This is a genomic window from Mesorhizobium sp. M1334, assembly GCF_040317995.1.
In the GTDB taxonomy this organism is placed as follows: domain Bacteria; phylum Pseudomonadota; class Alphaproteobacteria; order Rhizobiales; family Rhizobiaceae; genus Mesorhizobium.
Genome location: NZ_JAMYLM010000004.1, coordinates 1 through 18,446 on the forward strand (window position 1 = coordinate 1; position 18,446 = coordinate 18,446).

At 61.1% G+C, this 18,446-nt stretch carries 18 protein-coding genes and 4 pseudogenes; 11 read left to right on the plus strand and 11 right to left on the minus strand.

The features are described 5' to 3' along the window. The 6 genes and pseudogenes from NKH17_RS09605 to NKH17_RS09630 form a co-directional block, all read right to left on the minus strand. Positions 1-159: transposase (locus NKH17_RS09605; protein WP_352970776.1), on the minus strand; the 159-nt coding region annotated here is incomplete at its 3' end. Positions 160-374: 215 nt separating this feature from the next. Beyond that, positions 375-740, minus strand: coding sequence for a type II toxin-antitoxin system VapC family toxin (locus NKH17_RS09610; RefSeq protein ID WP_352507629.1), 366 nt, complete (start codon positions 738-740; stop codon positions 375-377). Next, positions 734-949 (minus strand): ribbon-helix-helix protein, CopG family, encoded by a 216-nt coding sequence (locus tag NKH17_RS09615; protein WP_352806456.1) that lies wholly within the window; start codon positions 947-949, stop codon positions 734-736. Before NKH17_RS09615 ends, NKH17_RS09610 begins: the two co-directional genes overlap by 7 nt. A 341-nt stretch (positions 950-1,290) precedes the next feature. Then, positions 1,291-1,446, minus strand: a pseudogene (locus tag NKH17_RS09620) (helix-turn-helix transcriptional regulator); the annotation flags it as partial. 385 nt (positions 1,447-1,831) lie between these two features. Beyond that, the gene (locus tag NKH17_RS09625; RefSeq protein WP_352689862.1) at positions 1,832-2,020 is read right to left on the minus strand and encodes a hypothetical protein; all 189 of its coding nucleotides are present in this window, start codon (positions 2,018-2,020) and stop codon (positions 1,832-1,834) included. A gap of 506 nt (positions 2,021-2,526) precedes the next feature. Beyond that, complete coding sequence (locus NKH17_RS09630) at positions 2,527-2,826, minus strand: DUF1236 domain-containing protein (protein WP_352480134.1); 300 nt, start codon at positions 2,824-2,826, stop codon at positions 2,527-2,529. Between the two features lie 954 nt (positions 2,827-3,780). Between NKH17_RS09630 and NKH17_RS09635 the strand changes: the two genes are divergently transcribed. The 5 genes and pseudogenes from NKH17_RS09635 to NKH17_RS09655 all read left to right on the plus strand — a co-directional run bounded on the left by NKH17_RS09635 (position 3,781) and on the right by NKH17_RS09655 (position 10,766). After that, a complete protein-coding gene (locus NKH17_RS09635; RefSeq protein ID WP_352895559.1) occupies positions 3,781-4,080 on the plus strand; it encodes a YidB family protein in 300 nt (99 codons plus the stop codon). 696 nt (positions 4,081-4,776) lie between these two features. Continuing rightward, a complete protein-coding gene (locus NKH17_RS09640) occupies positions 4,777-5,880 on the plus strand; it encodes an efflux RND transporter periplasmic adaptor subunit (protein WP_352806625.1) in 1,104 nt (367 codons plus the stop codon). After that, entirely contained in the window at positions 5,877-9,080 is a 3,204-nt protein-coding gene (locus tag NKH17_RS09645; RefSeq protein ID WP_352806463.1) for an efflux RND transporter permease subunit, read from the plus strand. Before NKH17_RS09640 ends, NKH17_RS09645 begins: the two co-directional genes overlap by 4 nt. Before the next feature lie 577 nt (positions 9,081-9,657). Then, positions 9,658-10,259 (plus strand): annotated as a pseudogene (locus NKH17_RS09650) (NADPH-dependent F420 reductase). A gap of 3 nt (positions 10,260-10,262) precedes the next feature. Further along, complete coding sequence (locus tag NKH17_RS09655; protein ID WP_352806466.1) at positions 10,263-10,766, plus strand: SRPBCC domain-containing protein; 504 nt, start codon at positions 10,263-10,265, stop codon at positions 10,764-10,766. Positions 10,767-10,916: 150 nt separating this feature from the next. Here the strand turns inward: NKH17_RS09655 and NKH17_RS09660 are convergent, their stop codons facing one another. Continuing rightward, positions 10,917-11,129, minus strand: a complete 213-nt coding sequence (locus NKH17_RS09660) for a hypothetical protein (RefSeq protein ID WP_352806469.1) — start codon at positions 11,127-11,129, stop codon at positions 10,917-10,919. Between the two features lie 127 nt (positions 11,130-11,256). Further along, the gene (locus NKH17_RS09665) at positions 11,257-12,174 is read right to left on the minus strand and encodes an NADP-dependent oxidoreductase (protein ID WP_352806472.1); all 918 of its coding nucleotides are present in this window, start codon (positions 12,172-12,174) and stop codon (positions 11,257-11,259) included. A gap of 253 nt (positions 12,175-12,427) precedes the next feature. Here NKH17_RS09665 and NKH17_RS09670 point away from each other — a divergent pair. Further along, positions 12,428-12,652, plus strand: a pseudogene (locus NKH17_RS09670) (hypothetical protein); the annotation flags it as partial. A gap of 368 nt (positions 12,653-13,020) precedes the next feature. Continuing rightward, positions 13,021-13,308, plus strand: coding sequence for a hypothetical protein (locus tag NKH17_RS09675; protein ID WP_254818635.1), 288 nt, complete (start codon positions 13,021-13,023; stop codon positions 13,306-13,308). 222 nt (positions 13,309-13,530) lie between these two features. Here the strand turns inward: NKH17_RS09675 and NKH17_RS09680 are convergent. Then, positions 13,531-13,713, minus strand: a pseudogene (locus NKH17_RS09680) (aspartate/glutamate racemase family protein); the annotation flags it as partial. A gap of 272 nt (positions 13,714-13,985) precedes the next feature. On the opposite strand from NKH17_RS09680, the gene NKH17_RS09685 reads away from it, so the two are divergent. The 4 genes from NKH17_RS09685 to NKH17_RS09700 all read left to right on the plus strand — a co-directional run bounded on the left by NKH17_RS09685 (position 13,986) and on the right by NKH17_RS09700 (position 17,285). After that, a complete protein-coding gene (locus NKH17_RS09685; protein ID WP_352507601.1) occupies positions 13,986-14,237 on the plus strand; it encodes a type II toxin-antitoxin system Phd/YefM family antitoxin in 252 nt (83 codons plus the stop codon). A 92-nt stretch (positions 14,238-14,329) separates the two neighbouring features. Beyond that, positions 14,330-14,623 (plus strand): hypothetical protein, encoded by a 294-nt coding sequence (locus NKH17_RS09690; RefSeq protein ID WP_352806477.1) that lies wholly within the window; start codon positions 14,330-14,332, stop codon positions 14,621-14,623. A 1,229-nt stretch (positions 14,624-15,852) separates the two neighbouring features. Next, a complete protein-coding gene (locus NKH17_RS09695; protein WP_352895562.1) occupies positions 15,853-16,905 on the plus strand; it encodes a Fic family protein in 1,053 nt (350 codons plus the stop codon). A gap of 206 nt (positions 16,906-17,111) precedes the next feature. Continuing rightward, complete coding sequence (locus tag NKH17_RS09700; protein ID WP_352806482.1) at positions 17,112-17,285, plus strand: Fic/DOC family N-terminal domain-containing protein; 174 nt, start codon at positions 17,112-17,114, stop codon at positions 17,283-17,285. Between the two features lie 130 nt (positions 17,286-17,415). Here the strand turns inward: NKH17_RS09700 and NKH17_RS09705 are convergent, their stop codons facing one another. Beyond that, positions 17,416-17,871, minus strand: coding sequence for a Ros/MucR family transcriptional regulator (locus tag NKH17_RS09705; protein ID WP_352970650.1), 456 nt, complete (start codon positions 17,869-17,871; stop codon positions 17,416-17,418). Positions 17,872-17,957: 86 nt separating this feature from the next. Continuing rightward, on the minus strand, positions 17,958-18,308 hold the full coding sequence (locus NKH17_RS33400) for a hypothetical protein (RefSeq protein ID WP_502910583.1): 351 nt from the start codon (positions 18,306-18,308) through the stop codon (positions 17,958-17,960). Positions 18,309-18,446: the final 138 nt, after the last annotated feature.

The following is an 18,446-nucleotide window of genomic DNA, read 5'->3' on the forward strand; positions in this document are numbered from 1 at the left end:
AGGCAGATCACGCCACGGACTGCCAGTCCGCACGATCGAAAGAACCGCTTCGACGAACAGGCGATTGTCGTGGCCGCTTCGCCCAGGATCCGCTGGCTTACCCGGACAATACGGTTCCATCTTCGCCCACTGGGCGTCCGTCAGCACGAATCCTTCCATCCAAAGCTTGGAATCACGATCAAGCCTGAATGGGAATCATGAATATCAACAGGCCCTAGTTCTCTACTCGGCCCCCCTCGCGCGGTGCGCTCACAACACTGGCGCAACTGGTCCTCGATGGAGGACGTCGCGCTGGTTGTCGGAGGAATAATGGGCGTAAAAGGCAATACGGGTCATGGGGCTGGCTCTCCCTTCACGGGCCGGGGGCGCGTTCGCTACAGGGTGTATGGTTCGCGAATCCCCGGATCGTCAGGTGGAAAGTCTTTGGTATTGCGGGTCACAAGCAAGCGTCCGGCGGTCTGCGATGTAGCCCAGATCACGGCGTCGGGCAGCTTGATACGATGTGCTCGCCGCAGCGCTACTGCACGGTTGGCGATCTCGTCGTCCAGAGCGATGACTTTGAAGCCTTCGAGGAAAAGCCGGGTCGGCTCGACGAGATCGGCGTTTGCGCCCACCATCACTTCCATCCAGGTGATGATACTGACGGCACGGCTTTCGAAGCGCTCGATTTCCTCGCGGGCCTGGGGGACGGCGTTCAGATAGTCGATGAGGATATTGGTATCGAAAAGCGCGCCTACCATTCGCGGCGCACTTTCTCCTGATAAACCAGCCCATCAACCTTGCGCTTACCCCACAGGCCGAAGCCTTCCTCGACCTGTTCGCGATGATGGCGGTCGAGATAATCGTCTATTGCCGCCCGGATCAGGGCCGCACGGGATTGGCGCGCCCGTTTGGCAAGACTGTCGAGGGCTTCAACCTGGGCATCGTTCATGTCGATAAGGGCTCGCATCGCACACTCCAGTGATATGCCTTATACATATCATATGCTGCGATGCAGCGGAAGGGAAAAGATCGTCTCGAGCATGTCTCGAGGCTGTCTCTTTACTCCCTGGCGGCCTCGTCTTCCATGGTCGGGGTGTTCAGAGGTTTGTTGTCGTTCGTTGCCGTGCGCGCGGCAAAATCCTCACGCGCCATGCGGCGGCCGATGATGTGCGCAAGCTGGAGGCCACGTCGTTGACCTTTCGCAGCGCCTCGGGATCCGGGGCCGTCGCGTCGCCATGACCATTGGCCCGCTCTTTCTCTACCGGTGCGTTTCCGCTCACCGGTCACAGCCGGCTTCTCCCTCTGGCCCCACCTGACCGGATCGGCAACCCACCCGTTGATATCGGATTCCCGCCATCCTGCGCCGTTGACGCTGATCCAGAACTGGGCCGGGAACGTCCCCTCGGCGATCTTTGCGGTAGATTGTGGATCGTGACAGGCGGTGCGAGCAAGGACGGTGTTCAGGCGGCAACGCCAACCCTATCTCAGGGCCAATTAACTTCTCGATATAGGGCCGCCGGCTCGGAATACATGCTCAACATTATCGAGAACCTGTGGCTGCAGAGGTTTGCGCTCCGACACCGCGAAGCGAAGGCGGTCAGGGCTGCGGTTCGCGTTGGCATCGACACGGCTTTCACAGTTTTGATCATATTGCTGTCGGTGTTCGAGATGGACGCCCCACCTAGAACCACCCAGCTCGGTGTAGGTCTGGGCCTAGCGAGCTGCTGACTACCAGGCGCGGCCGGCTCTACACGCACATGGCTGGCGCGCTCGATCTCGGCAGCCCGGATAAGACGGTTCGCGATTTCACCGATGTTCAAGGCGCGCCTTTTCCTGGCTGTTCTGTTCCTCACCACCGTCCGTGCGGTTGATTGTCACCATGCACGTGATCAGGGTATTCCGGGCCGTGTTCAATGACGTTATGAAGCTCGGAAATCTCTTCTAGAAAATGCTCGATCGCAACGGGGCCGTTCTGGTGGGCGGAGACTAGAACCGCTTTCCAGCGCTTGTCACCATGAAGCGTTACGACGTTACTCATGCCGAGTGTCTCCTGGGTCACCAACAAATCCCGCTGGATGCCGCGGGCCAAATGCCTTGACCACCGCTCATATGGTACGCGTCGAGTGCAAACCTCAGTGGGACGATGCCGCGAAGACTCTTGGCAATCGTTCGGGCAGCCACCCCATATATCGCCGGTCGCCCGCGCTCAATTTTCGCCGAGCAAGCTCGCACCAGCCTCAGGCGGCGGATCGCGGCCGACAACGGGACGTAGAAGGAAACGCCAAGGTCAAGCCGCAGATCGCCATTGCCGCGCGATGATACGCCCAGCTGATCTCTTCAACAATCGATCCGGTGGCAGCACGGCGGCCAACTCGTGGGACGGGCAATCGACCTCGCCTCCTGAGGATGCGTTCACTTGTTCTATGGACCCACGGGTGCATGAAGGCGAGGCGTTTGCAAAGGCGATGATCGAAACTGTGGAACGGCTGACCCGGACTATTGGCGATTGCCACCGCTATCCGGGCCAGCGCTTCCAAGATCAGCTCAGTCGTAGACCTTGATGATCTTGCGCGTGCTCGGATCCACCAGAACGGTCCGGTTGTCGACGATCACATAACGGTATTTGACGTTTGGCACTTCATGAAGCTCGACTGTATCGGGCAGAGGCGAGCCGATGTTGAGCTCCACCCCAGGAATTTTCACCGAAGCGAGCGGCTGCTTCTTGACGTATTCCTTGATGACGGTTTCCTGCTGCGGTTCGATGATCACGTCCTGGGCGGCAGCGGCACCAATGCCGGCCAACAACAGAAATCCCGCCGCTGCGGTGGAAAGATGCATTCTCATAGCCGTCTCCTTGTTGAGATTTTGCCGGGACGCAGCTTCATCGCGCCAAGCTCACCTCAACGCGAGCCAACCAACGAACGTTCCTCGAAGGGGCTTAAACCACTAGACCGTAGGACTTAAGTCTGGCCTGGCCGCGCAATGGTCCGGTGCGCAAGACGCGGCGGGAACCAGCCCTCGCCATTGCCTGTTGGTAGCGTCATCTCCGGGAGGAGATTTGGCGCATAAAAAGTCCCTTCATGCGCTGACGGGGTCCGCCGGCCATTGCTGGATTTGGCAAGCGGACCCTTAGTTCCCAAGAGGCCCCGGATCATCTCTGAGCAGCGAAACGTTTCGCCGCGAAGAAACGCGAAAAACCGCCACCTGTAGGGAACTACCCCAGAAGCATTGCAGCGCCGATTCCGTAGCGAACCAGAACTGCGGCCAGCGCGACCCAAATCCCGGATCCGCCAACAACGCCATTTCACTGCGAAGCTGCTCCATCGCGTGGTCCCAATTGGTTTCAGCCCTCAGCCGCTGCTCCCGGAGCCGAGCGGTCTTTGCGTCTCGTGCCGTGCGCTCGTCGTCGATCAGCGCCCGTGCGGCATCTGACGTGCGCTCTGTCGTGTCTTTGCTTCTCGAGGCCAAGCGGCGCTCTCCTATGCGGGGCCCGATCTGGGGGATAGTGCTACTTATCGAACCATCGCCGCAGGCGGATGTTCACCCAACGCAACAAAAAGTCCGCCGACCGAAGCCGACAGGCCAGGTGTGACCGACAGCCGATCACGATTGCTATGTAGCTGGAGGACAAAGTTCCAACACGCGAAAAGCCCGAAAGTCTCCGCAGATGTTAATATACAGCAGGTTCGGGGCTAGCCCGGAATTCCCGGTGGGAGGCCGAACCGTGGAACCTTTCAAAAGCGCATGGCTTTTGCTTTCTTGTGGAAGGAGATACGAAATGAGCCTTGACATAGAAAGGTGGCCATAGCGTTGCTTGGCCTGCTTGCCTACAAGAACAGGGACAAGATCGGCGAGCTGATCGCTGGCAGGAAATCGACAGATCCCAACGCTAGCGCCGGCTCCCACGGCGGCCTCGGCGACATCCTGGACCGTCTCAGAAATGCAGGTGCGGGCGATCAGGTAGATTCTTGGGTAGGAAAAGGATCCAACCGACCGGTTCAGCGCGAACAGGTCGAGAAAGCAATCGACCCGCAAACCTTGGAGCAGCCGCGCGGACCGCCACACGGTTCCCCGTCGACCGGGAGCAGTACGCCATGACCCCGGCATGGAATGGTTCAGCCTTCAGCTGCAGGCACTCAGCCTTCGGCAACGGATCGACGCACGTCTATGGTGATTATCGACGCCGACAGAGCCGCGCCCAGCCGCCCACCGTCCCGACAAGACCGCGCGGAGGCGCAACGAAGCGGTCTGTCCGCATTCACCCCTGAGCTTCCCGACGGCGGTCACGCCATCGCCGACATCCGCCGAAATCCGAAATCCCCATAGCCATCGCCTGTGGCCCACGGGTTCCTTCGTCGCGGACTTTCGTACGCCTGCCGGCGCCCGAAACTCATCACGATGGCGGAATGGCGGCTTTAACGTTTGAAGAAGGATTGCGGACGTTCAGCCCGACGGGACCAAGATCTGCTCACAGGTCTAGCCGCCCCGTCTCAATGGCATCCCGGATCGCCCGGTGGATCTGCGTCGCCAGTCGCGGGTGGCGGGGCAGCCACAGGGTGGACATTTCAGCCCACATGGAAAATGATCATCTTGCCATGCACAACACTGCAGTGCTCTGATTTCGACGAGTAGCTTGAACGTAGAAGCGGATCAACCGGCCTCCGGGTCCAGCGAGCGGGGACGCAAATGGACACCCTAGAGAATGGGCAATTGCATCGCGACGCGGGCGGGCGAGCCCGTCGATCGGCCGACTGGCTTGCCCGCGCCGCCGTATCGGCGACATTCCTGCTCGGCATGGCTTTCAGCACTGCGTTTGCGCAGGACCAGCAGCTACCCGTGGTGACGGCGGCCAAGCCAGTGGTCCGTGAAATCGTCGAAGACGACGAGTTCGTCGGGCGCTTCGAAGCCGTCGACCAGGTCGCCATCCGTTCGCGCGTCAGCGGCTATCTGGACAAGGTCAGCTTCCAGGACGGCGCACTGGTCAACAAGGGAGACCTGCTCTTCACCATCGACCAGCGTCCGTACCAGGCGGCTTATGATGCCGCCAAGTCGCAAGTGGACGTCGCCAAGAGTCTGCTCGAATTCTCCAAGATGCAGCTGGATCGCGCCGACGAACTCGCCAAGACCGGCAATATCTCAACCGCGACGCTCGACGACCGCCGGCGGGAATACCTTTCGGCGCAGGCGCAGATGCAGGGCGCGACAGCTGCGCTGACGACGGCTAGCCTGAACATGGAATTCACCGAGATCAAGGCGCCCTTGTCCGGCCGCATCGACCGCCGGCTGGTGTCGGTCGGCAACCTCGTGCAGCCGGATTCCACCTTGCTGACGACAATCGTTACGCGCGATCCGATTGACTTCTATTTCGACGTCGATGAGCGCCTGTATTTCAGCTACGCCCGGGACGCGAAGGAGCGCGGCGGCAGCATGCAGGAAGGCGCCGGCGGGCTCGAGGTGGTGGTTCGCGTCGCCGACCGCGCGGAGGCGGTATTCAAAGGCAAGCTCGATTTTGCCGAGAACCGGATCGACAACGCGACCGGCACCATGCGGGTGCGTGCAAGGTTTCCCAACACCGACGGCATTCTCCAGCCAGGCATGTTCGGGCGCATCAACGTGCCGGGGTCGCTGCCGCATAGCGGCGTGCTGGTGCCCGACGAGGCGATCGGCGCCGATCAGGATCGCCGCATCGTGTTCCTGGTGGATGAGGCCGGGATGGTGTCGGCGAAGCCCGTGCGCACCGGCCCGCTTCTCGACGGCTACCGGGTGATCCGCGGGGGCCTGACCGGCAACGAGACGATCATCGTCAACGGGCTGATGCACGCCAGGCCCGGCACCAAGGTGAAGGTCGAAATGGTGACGTTGCCGCCCAAGGCCGAGATCGCCGAGTTGCAGCAATGAGGTTCGCACATTTCTTCGTCGACCGTCCGATCTTCGCATCGGTCGTTTCGGTCATCCTGCTGATCCTCGGCGGGATTGCTTATACCCAGCTGCCGGTCGCGCAATATCCCGAGATCGCGCCGCCGACCATCGTCGTTCGCGCGCAGTATCCGGGCGCCGACGCCGAGACGGTCGCAGCGACGGTGGCAACGCCGATCGAGCAGGAGATCAACGGCGTCGAGGGCATGCTCTACATGTCGTCCTATTCGTCGGGCGACGGGGCGATGGCGCTGACCATCACATTCAAGCTGGGCACCGATCTCGACCAGGCGCAGGTGCTGGTGCAGAACCGCGTATCGGTCGCCGAGCCGCGCCTGCCCGAAGAAGTCCGCCGCCTCGGCATAACGACCACCAAGAGCTCGCCCGACCTGATGATGGTCGTGCACATGCTGTCGCCCGACAATACCTACGACCAGCTCTACGTCTCGAACTACGCCCGCTCGCGGGTGCGCGACATACTGCTCAGACTCGACGGCGTCGGCGACCTCATCATCTTCGGCGAACGCGAATATTCGCTGCGCATTTGGCTCGATCCGCAAAAACTGTCCGCCCTGGGGATGACCTCGGGCGATGTGGTGCAGGCGCTGCGCGACCAGAACGTCCAGGTGTCGGGTGGCGCGATCGGCGCGCCGCCGACCAGCACCGGCACGGCGTTCCAGTACACGGTCACCACGCAAGGCCGCTTCAACGACGCACGCGACTTCCGATACGTGATCGTCAAATCGACCGACGACGGCCGCCTGATCTCGCTGCAGGACGTGGCGCGCATCGAGCTCGGCGCCAAGGATTACGTCACCAACTCCTATCTCAACGGCAAACCGGCGGTGGCGCTCGCCATCTTCCAGCGGCCGGGCACCAATGCGCTTGCCGCAGCGGCGGAAATCCAGGACAAGATGAAGGAGCTTTCCCGCGACTTCCCGAAGGGGTTGAGCTACGACATCGTCTACAATCCGACCGAGTTCGTCGCCGAGTCGATCCGGGAGGTCTACAAGACAATCCTGGAGGCGATGCTGCTGGTCATCATCGTCATCATCGTCTTCCTGCAATCGTGGCGCATGGCGATCGTGCCGATCGTGGCGATCCCCGTGTCGCTGATCGGCACGCTGGCGGTGCTTTACGCCGCCGGCTTCTCGCTCAACATGCTGACGCTGTTCGGCCTCGTTCTGGCGATCGGCATCGTCGTCGACGATGCGATCGTCGTGGTCGAGAACGTCGAGCGCAATATCGCCAGAGGGCTGGCGCCCAATCCGGCGTCGCACCTGACCATGGACGAAGTCGGAACCGCGGTCATCGCGATCTCGCTGGTGCTGATAGCCGTGTTCGTACCGACAGCCTTCATCCCCGGCATTTCTGGGCAGTTCTACCTGCAGTTTGCGATCACCATCGCGGTGTCGACGGCGATCTCGGCATTCAATTCGCTGACGCTTTCGCCAGCGCTGGCCGCACTGCTGTTCAAGCCGCACCACGCCGCGGCGGCGCCGCCGCGCTTTTTCCTGGCGCGGTTCGGACGGGCGCTCGCCGAGGGCTTCAATCGCGGCTTCGACAGGGTCGCCCACTGGTATTCGAGCATCATCCGCGTGCTGATCGGCTCGTGGATAACGATCGCCGCCATGCTGGCTGTTTTCGCGGGCCTCATCTACGCCACGGTCTACCTGGTGCAGGCGGTGCCGCGCGGTTTCATTCCGTCGCTTGACCAGGGCTATGCGATCGTCGTCGTCCAGTTGCCGGACGGCGCGTCTTTGTCGAGGACCGATGCGGTCATCCAGCAGGCGTCGCAGATCATCCAGAAAACGCCCGGCGTCGACTACGCAGTCGCCTTCGCCGGCTTCTCCGGCGCGACCTTCACCAACGCTAGCAATGCGGGCGTGATCTTCGCCAGGTTCAAGCCGTTTGACGAGCGACTGAAAGCCGACCAGTCGGCGACCCAGGTCATCGGCAATCTGTTCGGCAGCCTGCAAAGCATCAAGGAAGCCTTCATTATCGCACTGCCGCCGCCGCCGATCCGCGGCGTCGGAAATGCCGGCGGCTTCAAGCTGCAGATCCAGGAGCGCAACAGCGCCGATATGCGGCAGATCCTGGCGCTTGCCTACGAAATCGCCGGCAAGGCCAACAAGACGCCGGGGCTGACGGGCGTGTTCACCACCTTCTCCGTGTCGAGCCCGCAATTCTTCCTGGCGATCGATCGCGACAAGGCGCGCATCCTGAACGTGCCGATCCCCAACATCTTCGAGACGCTGTCGATCAATTTGGGCACCGCCTACGTCAACGACTTCAACGCTTTCGGGCGCGTCTACCAGGTGCGGGCGCAGGCCGACCAGGCGTTCCGCCTAGATCGCGCCGACATCTTGAAACTGAAGGTGCGCTCGGCGACCGGCGCGCTGGTTCCGCTCGGCACGTTGGTCGAGATCCGCGACGCCACCGGCCCGGCGCTGGTCCAGCGCTACAACATGTACGTCTCGGTGCCGCTGCAGGGCAACGCCGCGCCCGGCGTTTCCACAGGCGACGCGCTGGCATTGATGGAAGGGATCACGGCAAAGACGCTGCCGGCCGGTACCTCCTATGAATGGACCGAGCTCGCCTATCAGGAGCGCAACACCGGCAATGCCGCTCTCTATATCTTCGGACTTTCGGTGCTGTTCGTGTTCCTGGCGCTGGCGGCGCAATATGAAAGCTTGGTGCTGCCGTTCGCCATTGTGCTGGTGGTGCCGCTCGGCGTGCTCGCGGCGTTGCTCGGCGTGTCGTTCCGAGGGCTGGACAACAACATCCTCGTGCAGATCGGCCTCATCGTGCTAATCGGGCTTGCCGCCAAGAACGCGATCCTGATCGTCGAATTCGCGCGGCAGGCGCAGGAACGCGGGCTGTCGGCCGCCGAGGCTGCCGTCGAAGCCTGCCGGCTCAGGCTGCGGCCGATCCTGATGACCGCCTTCTCGTTCATCCTCGGCGTCGTGCCGCTGATGATCGCAACGGGCCCGGGCGCAGAAATGCGCCAGTCGCTCGGCACCGCGGTATTCTCCGGCATGCTCGGCGTCACCTTCGTCGGCCTTTTCCTGACGCCGGTGTTCTACGTCACGCTCAGGTCGCTGTTTTCGCGGCGCAAGCCCCGTGCCGAGGCCGAGCCTTCGCGGCCGGCAGGGGCGCCAGCGGAGACGGCCGCCGAGTAGGATTACGAATTCGCCGCGTCGGGCGCGGCCTACCACTCCAAAAAATCGGCGCGGCGCGGCAACGGCCACGATCTGCGCGACCTCGGCGTCGAGGTGCAGCGGAGACCCTGCTCGGTCTGAGCCAGCAATCCAGCCCAACAGCCGCATCTAGTTCAGCGAGACGATGCCGGGCGGCGAGGCCAATGCGATCTTCTATCTGGTCGGCCAGGCGGGGCTTAAGGGCGCAACCGCGACCTCCGGAGTCCTCGCTTGCGGTGTCTGCTTTCTCGGTCGGCGGCTACGTGCGAACTAATCTGTTTCGGCCGTACTTGATGGACGCGCTGGCAGCGGCCTTGCGAACGGCAGGGGCTCGCCGCATACGCGCCGCTATTGGCGGGACAACCCGACTCCAGCGAATGACGAGCGACTGTCCCTGGCCACGGATGTCGACCTTCACTGGGACGCTGAGGCGCGACCGATCCGTGAATGGTGCGCCGATGCACAGCCGCTGTCGAGAAATCGCCAATCCCGGTTGAGGCTCCACGACCTTAGCTAAGCTCCAGAACGTACCGGCAATTCGCCGATCTGGAGATATGAAATGACTTACGCAATCATAGGCGCCGGGGCCGTCGGTCAGGCGCTCGCGAAAATGTTCGCCCGCAAGGGTATCGAAGTGGCCATAGCAAGCACACGTGCGCCCAAGGCGCTCGCGCCGCTCGCAACGGCCATCGGAACCACGGTCATCCCCAGCTCCCTGAACGAAGCTATCAAGGCCGATATTATCCTGCTGGCTGTTCCGTTCTGGGCGCACGGGGAGGTTGCGAACACTGCCAAGGACTGGGGGGCAAGATCATTATCGATGTGACGAACGCCCACGGCGTCTGACCAAGCGATTTGGGCAGCCTCCCGTCTTCGGCCGTGGTCGCCAAGGCGTTTGGCGCTGCCGCGCTTGTCAAGGCGTTCAACCACCTGCCTGCAGGCGTCCTTGCTCAGGAGCCCTCCATCGACGGCTGGCGGCGAGTGGTTTTTCTCTCCAGCGACAAGGACAGCGCCCTTCCGGTGGTGTCCACGCTGGTCGAGCAACTCGGCTATGCACCGGTCAACCTTGGAAGGCTCGCAGAGGGTGGGCTGCTCATTCAGGCGCGAGGAAACACTTGGGCGCCTTTAATTTTCAAAGATCTCTTCAAGAAGCAGGCTTGAGCCATGTATGATCGTGTAATATGGCCTGACCATTTCGACCCGAAGATTTCGTCGATCTACGCGCTCAATGACATTGACGTGAAAGCCCCGCCTGAAGTGGTGTGGGAGCTGTTGGTCGACGCCAAGAACTGGTCGAGCTACTTTCCTCCTGAGGATCAGGTTAAGATCCTGACCGGTGAGCCTAAACTGGCGCTCGGAACCAGATTCAGTCGGGTGACAGTTGGATTTCCGATGAGCCTTGTCGTGACGGAGTGCGAGCCCGGCCACAGGCTCGCGTGGAAAACGGTGGTCGACGGCGACGAGACCGGCTCGACCGCCTATCACGGTTGGGTCATCACTCCCACGGACACGGGTTGCCATGTGCTGACGGAAGAGACGCAGCAGGGCCCTTGGTTCCTCGACGTGCTCGGACACAAGCACCCCGGTGGGCTCTACCGCTATCATCAGCAGTGGGTCGAAGACCTTGCTCGCGCTGCCGAGGCGGAAGCGGCGAGGACGGCACGCTAATTCCGCATCTGCGTCTTCTTCGCTCGCGGCTGATTTTAGGGCCTCCGCCTTAGGAACATCCCCGCGATAAGAAGCGGTCACGTGCTTGCATGACACGCTCTCTATTGGCGAATGCCCGCTTCGCCAAGGCAGGCGCGCAAGTTGTGGATGTCACGGCTTTGGCACGAACTCGAGCAACGGCGCGTAGGGCGGCCCCACAAGCGGTGGATAGCGGCGGTAGGTGTTGTAGACCGCTCCGTCCTCCATCGCGAAGACGCTCCACCCTGCGCTCACCGACACGGCCGACTGGAGGTCCGGCGCACCGACGTCGTCGCGGTAGTCCTGCAGCCATTGCGGGGCCCTCGCGGAGGGGAACAGCGCCAATACACCGATCGCGACACGGAGAGTCTAAGCGACGAAGACCGGCATGGCCGAGGCAATTATCTTGCTGATGGTATCTTGCTGATGGGAGTAGACGAGGAGAGAGGAACCGCCCTCTCTCCGCGCGTTCTTACGGACGAACGCTGATGACTGTCTTTCCCGTGCGTCGCTCGGTTGAGTTGAAGGTGGCGACGGCGTCATCCATGCTCGAGACCTTGCCGATGTTCGTCCGCAGTCGTCCATCCCGGATCCGCTGAACTATCTCCGAAAGCTGGGCTCGATCAGCCTCGACGACGAAGTCAACCGTCAGGCCATCTGCAGGTCGAATATCCGTTGGTCCGACGACTGTCACAAGCGTTCCTCCGGCCCGGACCAGCGTGGCGGACCGTTTCTGAATATCGCCGCCGATGACATCGAACACCAGATCGACACCGCCGACCTCTTCCAGGGTGTCATTCCCGAGATCGATGAATTCATTTGCACCGAAGTCGAGCGCCTTCTGGCGGTCGGCGGCGCGTCCGGTGCCGATGACATAAGCTCCGGCCTCCCTTGCAAGCTGCGCCACCATCGAACCGACGGCACCGGCCGCGCCATGCACGAGAACGCTCTGCCCCGCCCGAAGGCGGCCGTGCTGGAACAGTCCCTGCCACGCGGTCAGGCCGGAGATCGGTAAGCTTGCGCCAACCGTGAAGTCGACGTCGCCGGGCAGCGGTGCGAGATTGCGTGCCTCCATGGCGACATACTCGGCGAGCGTGCCGTCGCGATGCCAGTCGGCGAGGCCGAACACCCGCTGATCGATCGAAAGCCCCGTGGTGCCGTAGCCGAGGGCCGTGACCACACCGGCCAGCTCATGGCCGAGGATCGACGGCGTCCGGTCATGGAAGGCCCGATCGGCCCAGGTCGAAGGCCACTCCAGTTCGGTGTTGACGAATCCCGCCGCATGAACTTGTACGACGACATCGTTTATTGCCGCCTGCGGTTCGGGCCGCTGCCCCAGCTTCATTCCGGCCGTTCCTGCAGCCTGGTCCGTCACTACGATCGCTTTCATGGGAATTGTCTCCTCAGTGATTTGTTGGTTCGGGGTAAATTGCTGGCGTGGAAGGTCTTTTCGATCTCTCACGCAGTTAGACTAGGTCCCCATAAAGGCATGTCATCACGCCGAGCCGCAGCACGCCCTCGTTGCCGGTCGAGGTAATATCGCTACTTCAGCGCCGCCGACAGGATTCCAATGACGGTCTCATCGGTATCGGCGAGCCGCGAAACCATGCTAAGCCGCCGCCCTGTACGAAAGGACCACATCTGTGAGCGAACTGACCGTGGCCGAGGCGACCGAAAGTATCTATGCCTCGCTCTGGGCGGGCAATGCCGACATCGACGCAGGTATCGCGACGCTCAAGGCAGCGCTCACACGAGAGGGGATAAAACAGGCGGTGTTCGATCCGACCAAGTTGGCGCAGAACAATCGCTCGGGCCGCAAGTTGATGCAGGCTTATTTTCGGCAGCGCGGCGTGAGCGTGAGGTTTTCGGTAAAACCGAGCGCGGGCGATCTCAGGCGCGCCGTTGGGAGTGATGGGCCGATCCGGCGATTTGCCAACTGTAGTCGGGACTGCGCCGCATACCAGACATGAGACCATGCCGCGCTGCACGCTCACAGATGAACCCTCGCAATCCTGAAGCCGGAGGGACCAGCAAGAGCGCCGAGCAGCAGAGGCGCTCGGCCGAAGCGTCTCTCCAGCTGCCGTGCTTCAAACTATTGCAAGACGTTCAAATTTGACCTTCCGCATTCATGCTCTGTCGAGCGTATCTCTTATAGGCGCTTAAACCTTCTGCGCCGTAGGTTTTTGTCGGGCTGAATCGCCGTCAGCGACGATGACGACGAAATAGGAGAACGCAAATGGCTCGCAATCACGTTGAACGTCTTAGAGAATTCAGGGAAATTCTGGTCGCGACTCGACGCGAAGGAGTCCGTAACGTGCACCATACTCGCGACGCAATGCGGGCAAGTGGCTTTCAAATTGGCGACAGCGATGGCTCCAGCTACGGAGTCGAGCTGAAGGTCCTCCAAGAGGAAATCGAGGCAGTCGATCGCGCCATCGAAGACGAGAAGCGGTTGGCCTTGACACTCGAGAGCGCGGCCCAATCCCGCCGGCCGATTAAGCCGAGAGTCGTGAAAGGAACATAGAATCAGGTACGAATCGCTCCTGGTCGTTCGAACCTGTCCAGCATCTTCGCGCGCGCCGGCATGGCCCACACGCCACGTTTGGAAGGCGCGACGCCGCAGCGTATCAGGGTCTGCGCAAGACCGACTGCAGCGCCGACTCCATCCACCACGGGAATATCCTGCTTGCGCTGGAGCGGCGGATGCAAAATCAGCCATGCCCGCGCAACCCAGCGCAACCCCCTCCGCCCCCAGCCTGATGCCTTCGAGTATGAGCTCCGAAATTCGTTCGGACGCACCACTCTCGGATTTCTCGAGCTCGAGAACCGGGATGTCGGAAGAAAACACACGGCGGCAGCGATGGGAGAATCCGTACCGCCGGATGTTGTCTTCAATGAGCGGTGCGGAACGCGACAGAGTTGTCACCACACAGAAGCTGTGAGCGACAAGGCTGACGGCATGGAGCGAGGCCTCGCGAACGCGCCACGCGCAAGGTTGGGAGGCGTGGGTGGATTGGGACGGCTACGCGTTCCAGACCGCGCGGGCCGCACTCAGCAATAAACGGACAATGCCGCTCTTTCGAGCGAATCGATCCTGATAAGAGCGATGGATCCTGACAAGAATGGCGGCGTTCGCCCGCTACCATCCTTGCTTTTCTTACGTGAATTACCTATTGTAGGTACTTCAAAGGACGTACGGCGATGAAACAATTCACATTCTCGGACATGAACCGCGTGTCAGGCGAAATCCTCGAAACGGCATTGATTGAGCCGGTGGCCCTGACCAAGCGCGGCAAGGAAAAGCTCGTCATCCTGTCCGCTGCTCAGTACCACCAGCTCGTCGGCCAGCCGCATTCGGTCGCCTATACGCTCGAGGACGCGCCGGATGAAGTCCACAATGAACTCATGAATGGACTGGATGCAATAATTTCTGGCGACAAGCCCGATGCTTAAAGCCGGCGATCTGCTCCGATATTATTACCTATGGGCGCGGGAAGCAGACGCTGGCGAGGAATCCGGACGCAAGGCGAGGCCAGTTTGCGTCGTTGTCCGGACGCCAGCGACGCCCGCAGCCTTGTTTCTCTTTTCCGCTGACGTCGCAAAAACCCCGGTCGCGCCCGCATCTTGCCATCAGCGAAATCGAATGCCGCCGCGGCGGCCTCGACTATCCGTCATGGCTGATCCTGGACGAAGATAACCGGGTGCAGGTCGATGAAGCCTATGATCTGGTGGCGACGACGCCGATCGGCGCGTTCAGTCCCGCATTTCTCCGCAAGATTGCTGGCGCGATAAAAGAGACGGCGGCGCAGCGTCGATTGCGCGGCATCGTTCGCCAGTAGCCAGACCGATTTTCTTGGCAGGCCTCGGGTCATTACCGCATCGAGCGGGCCAGGGTCGGAGCGAGGGCGCCCCAGCGCGGGATGCGACCGGGTGCGAAGAGATCACGGTGCTGCGGCACGCCCTGGGCGGCGCGGACCGGAGGACTGCGCATGAGTTACGACCTTTCGGCATACGCTCCGGTGCTCCACATCGCTCCAACACCCGCTGCTTCTGCTCGGCCTCGAACGAGGCCATGATCTGCGCTCCCTGGCGCGTCGCCCCCTGGAGGACGGCGAGCCCCGTTGGCCGAAAGCGCAAGATATGTGATGCGGCTGCAGGGCTTGGCCGTCAGAAAACGTCATCACTACAGGCTGGGACAGTCTGGGCCAAAGACCACCTGTGCAACATGGTGCCGATCCGTCTATTGACGAGCAGGCGTATGCCCGCCGAGATCAGGCCAGTCCCGGCAAATCCCGATATCATCTGGCTGGCTGGAATGATCTTTTCCATGAGCACGAACATCGTCAGTGCGGCGATTCATGAAGCCGCCGACGAAAAGAAGAATTTGAGACTCAGCAACAGCCGACGCAAACGATCCCGTGCCGGGGCACTCATGCGGAATGCTTCGAGGGCATCGTTGCGAAAGCCCCCTGCCTCTGGATGAACAGAAGCGGTGCCTGACACTGTGCGAGGCAAGCCCTTTTCAGCGGCGTAGCGAGAATCAAGAAGGAGCCACCAAGGAAATTGCTGGCACTCGCCATCGTGGGGTTAGCAGAGCAAAGCGTTCACGCGCCCCACTGACGATAGAGCAACTCGGAGGCGGCAGGCCGCTGCCTCAGGCACATCCTTTTGCTCCGACCAACGAGCAACTCAGCCCAATGGCACTGACGCCATCGGTGATTCCAGTCGCGCCCTGCCCGGCCGACCTTTGAGGCATTTCGGGTTCGCCTCCTGATCGGCGGCCGGCCTCGGCAAGAGAGATCGGCAATCAATATCGGCAATTATGCTGACTTGTGGTCTCGAATGCCTTACATTGCAGGCAATTGAGAACTATTGAGATCGGCAAATAATGCTTGAAACCCCTGCCCGCATCGAGCCACTGTTTTTTGGCGACGCGGTACCGACCGTCCTGGCAGATCTCGCGATCGAGTTGCAGAAGGCCGCCGATGACCTCGGCCGAGGCCTGCATCCGGAATCGGCTGCCGAACTAGCCGATCTCGTGCGCGTCATGAATTCTTACTATTCGAACTTGATCGAAGGCCACAACACCCGACCTCGAGATATCGAGAGTGCATTGGCCGGAGCCGAGATTGATCCCGAACGCCGCCCTCTCGCCTTGGAGGCCAAGGCCCATGTCGAAGTTCAGAGGATGATTGATGGTCTCGGTTTGCGTGGGGAACTGCCGAGCCCGACTTCGATCGATTTCATCCGGTGGGTTCATCGTGCCTTTTACGACGGGATGCCAGAGGAATTCCGGTTCATCGACAATCCTGACGGCACCAAGGCCGCCGAGATCGTGCCCGGCGAGTTTCGGTTGTCCGCAGATCATGATGTCGTTGTCGGGCGCCATCAGCCGCCATCGTCTGACAGGATGGTGGCCTTTATGGAGTATTTCCAGAAGCGGTTTGCGATGGCCGAAAGGCAGGCCAGCCTGCGGATCATCGCGATTGCGTCAGCTCATCATCGCCTCAATTACATCCACCCGTTTCCAGACGGCAACGGCCGCGTCAGTCGGCTGATGTCTCACGCCATGGCGCTCAAGGCCGGGATCGGCGGCAATGGCCTGTGGTCGATATCTCGTGGTCTCGCTCGTGGACTGAAGGATCGGGGCGAATACAAGCGCATGATGGATCACGCCGACAGCCCAAGACAGGGCGACCGCGACGGCCGAGGAAATCTTTCGGAATCAGCACTCAAGGATTTCGTCGAATGGTTCCTGACAGTCGCGCTCGACCAGGTGCGGTTCTCGACCACGATGTTCGACCTCGGACGGCTCGAGGCTCGCTACCGCGCGCTGGTGAAGGATCTCGTCGACGACAAACGGGCACCTGATCTGGTGGCGGCAGTACTGCGGCACGGTAGGTTGCCCCGCGGCGATGCTAACTTAGTGCTGAAGACATCCGAGCGCACGGCACGGAACACGCTATCGGATCTCGTCGACCGCGGTTTCCTGAAGTCTGACACTCCGAAGACACCGGTGCGGATCGCTTTTCCTCTCGATTTCAGGGAACGGCTGTTTCCGAATCTCTTCACCGATGCCGAAGTCAATGTTCCCAAACCGCCCTCACTGTCTTTCAGTTGAGTGGAATTGTAGCAAGTTGCAGCATCGGGAGGGCCGCTTGCGGCGCCCAATTATGTCAATGGATTGCGATCCTATGATTTGACGACATGTCGTTGTCGAGGACATATCCCGCCCGACATGCTGATCGCATGGGGATTGGCCGACCGTTTCGCCCCTACAGCGACCTCCCGCCCCTTCCTCCGCGCCAGGATGTGGAGACAAGGGCGGTGCTGAAGGCCTGCATCGCGGCGCAAGCAGCACTGGCGGAACTGTGCGTGTCCGGACAGCTCATTCCCAACCAGGCGGTCCTGATCAACTCGATGCCTCCGCTTGAAGCCCAGGCAAGCTCGGAAATCGAAAACATCGTCACCACGACCGTAGGCTGTTCGCTTCGCCAATGAGTCCGGCAACCAGGTCAGGCGCTCCTCGGCCAATCTCTCAGCAGAACTTCGGCCGCGCCGGAGACCGACGCAACAACTCTGTCGCGAAGACCATCTAGACCTGATGGCCTGGCCCGACTGTCATGCACTGTCAGGCCTTGGCCTTGCGCTTTGCTGGTGCTTTCTTTGGCGGCGTTTTGGCACCCGCCTTGCGGCCGAGACCGGCAGCTTTGGCAAGAGCAGACCGCTGGGCCGCATAGCTGGGCGCTACCATAGGATAGTCCCACGCCAAACCCCACTTGGCTCTGTACTCATCGGGTGTCATCCCAAGCAAGCCCAGGTGGCGCTTCATCGACTTGAACTTGCGCCCGTCCTCAAGGCTGATGATGTATTCGGGAAAGATCGACTTCTTGGGATTTACCGCGGGCATAAGTATTGGTGAGGGTGCAGCGACCGGCTTAGCCAGGCCAGACAACGCAGAATTAACGCTGGCGATCAAATTCGGCAGATCCGCCACCGGCGTTGCGTTGCTCTGGACATAGGCGGCGACGATATCTGCTGTCAGTCCTAGAAGATCCGCATTTCTCTGCCAAATTGCTTCGTCCATCAAAATCATTCCCTTGTTGATCTCTGGCGTTCCTATTTGGAAAACTCGGCTTGCGCAATTGCAAACAACGATTGTTTGACGCCAGATTACTCTAACGGCCGACTTCGGTGCACTGACGCCTGCCAACCAAAAAAGGAGATCGATCGGCCCGCTCTCGCCGATCGACCCAACTTCATCACGCACGGGCATCGTCGTGCGCTTCGAAGCGGGCGCGGTTCAACTCGGCGCAGACTTTCAAGTTTGTGAACATGGACATGGTCGCCTGCGACGGCCGGAGTTGCAAGGCGACCGATCACGTCTCCGTACTTGCGCACCTTGGAGCCTGGCGCGAGATCGTGCAGCACGAACTTGTCGCCTGTTTCGAGTGACGCATTGAGGTTGAGAACCAGTCCGCCCCGCGCGCCAGGCGTTCGTGCCGAACTCGGACCATGTTGCAATGCAGCATGGACGTTGAAGGAGGAATGTCAACCGTGCGGGAGGAACACGAATTGCGCTGTGCTGTTAGCGAACCCGAGTTGCCAATCTCCCGCTTCAGGTGCTCGTGCAGATGTCTGGCAGCACCGATGGCGAGTTAC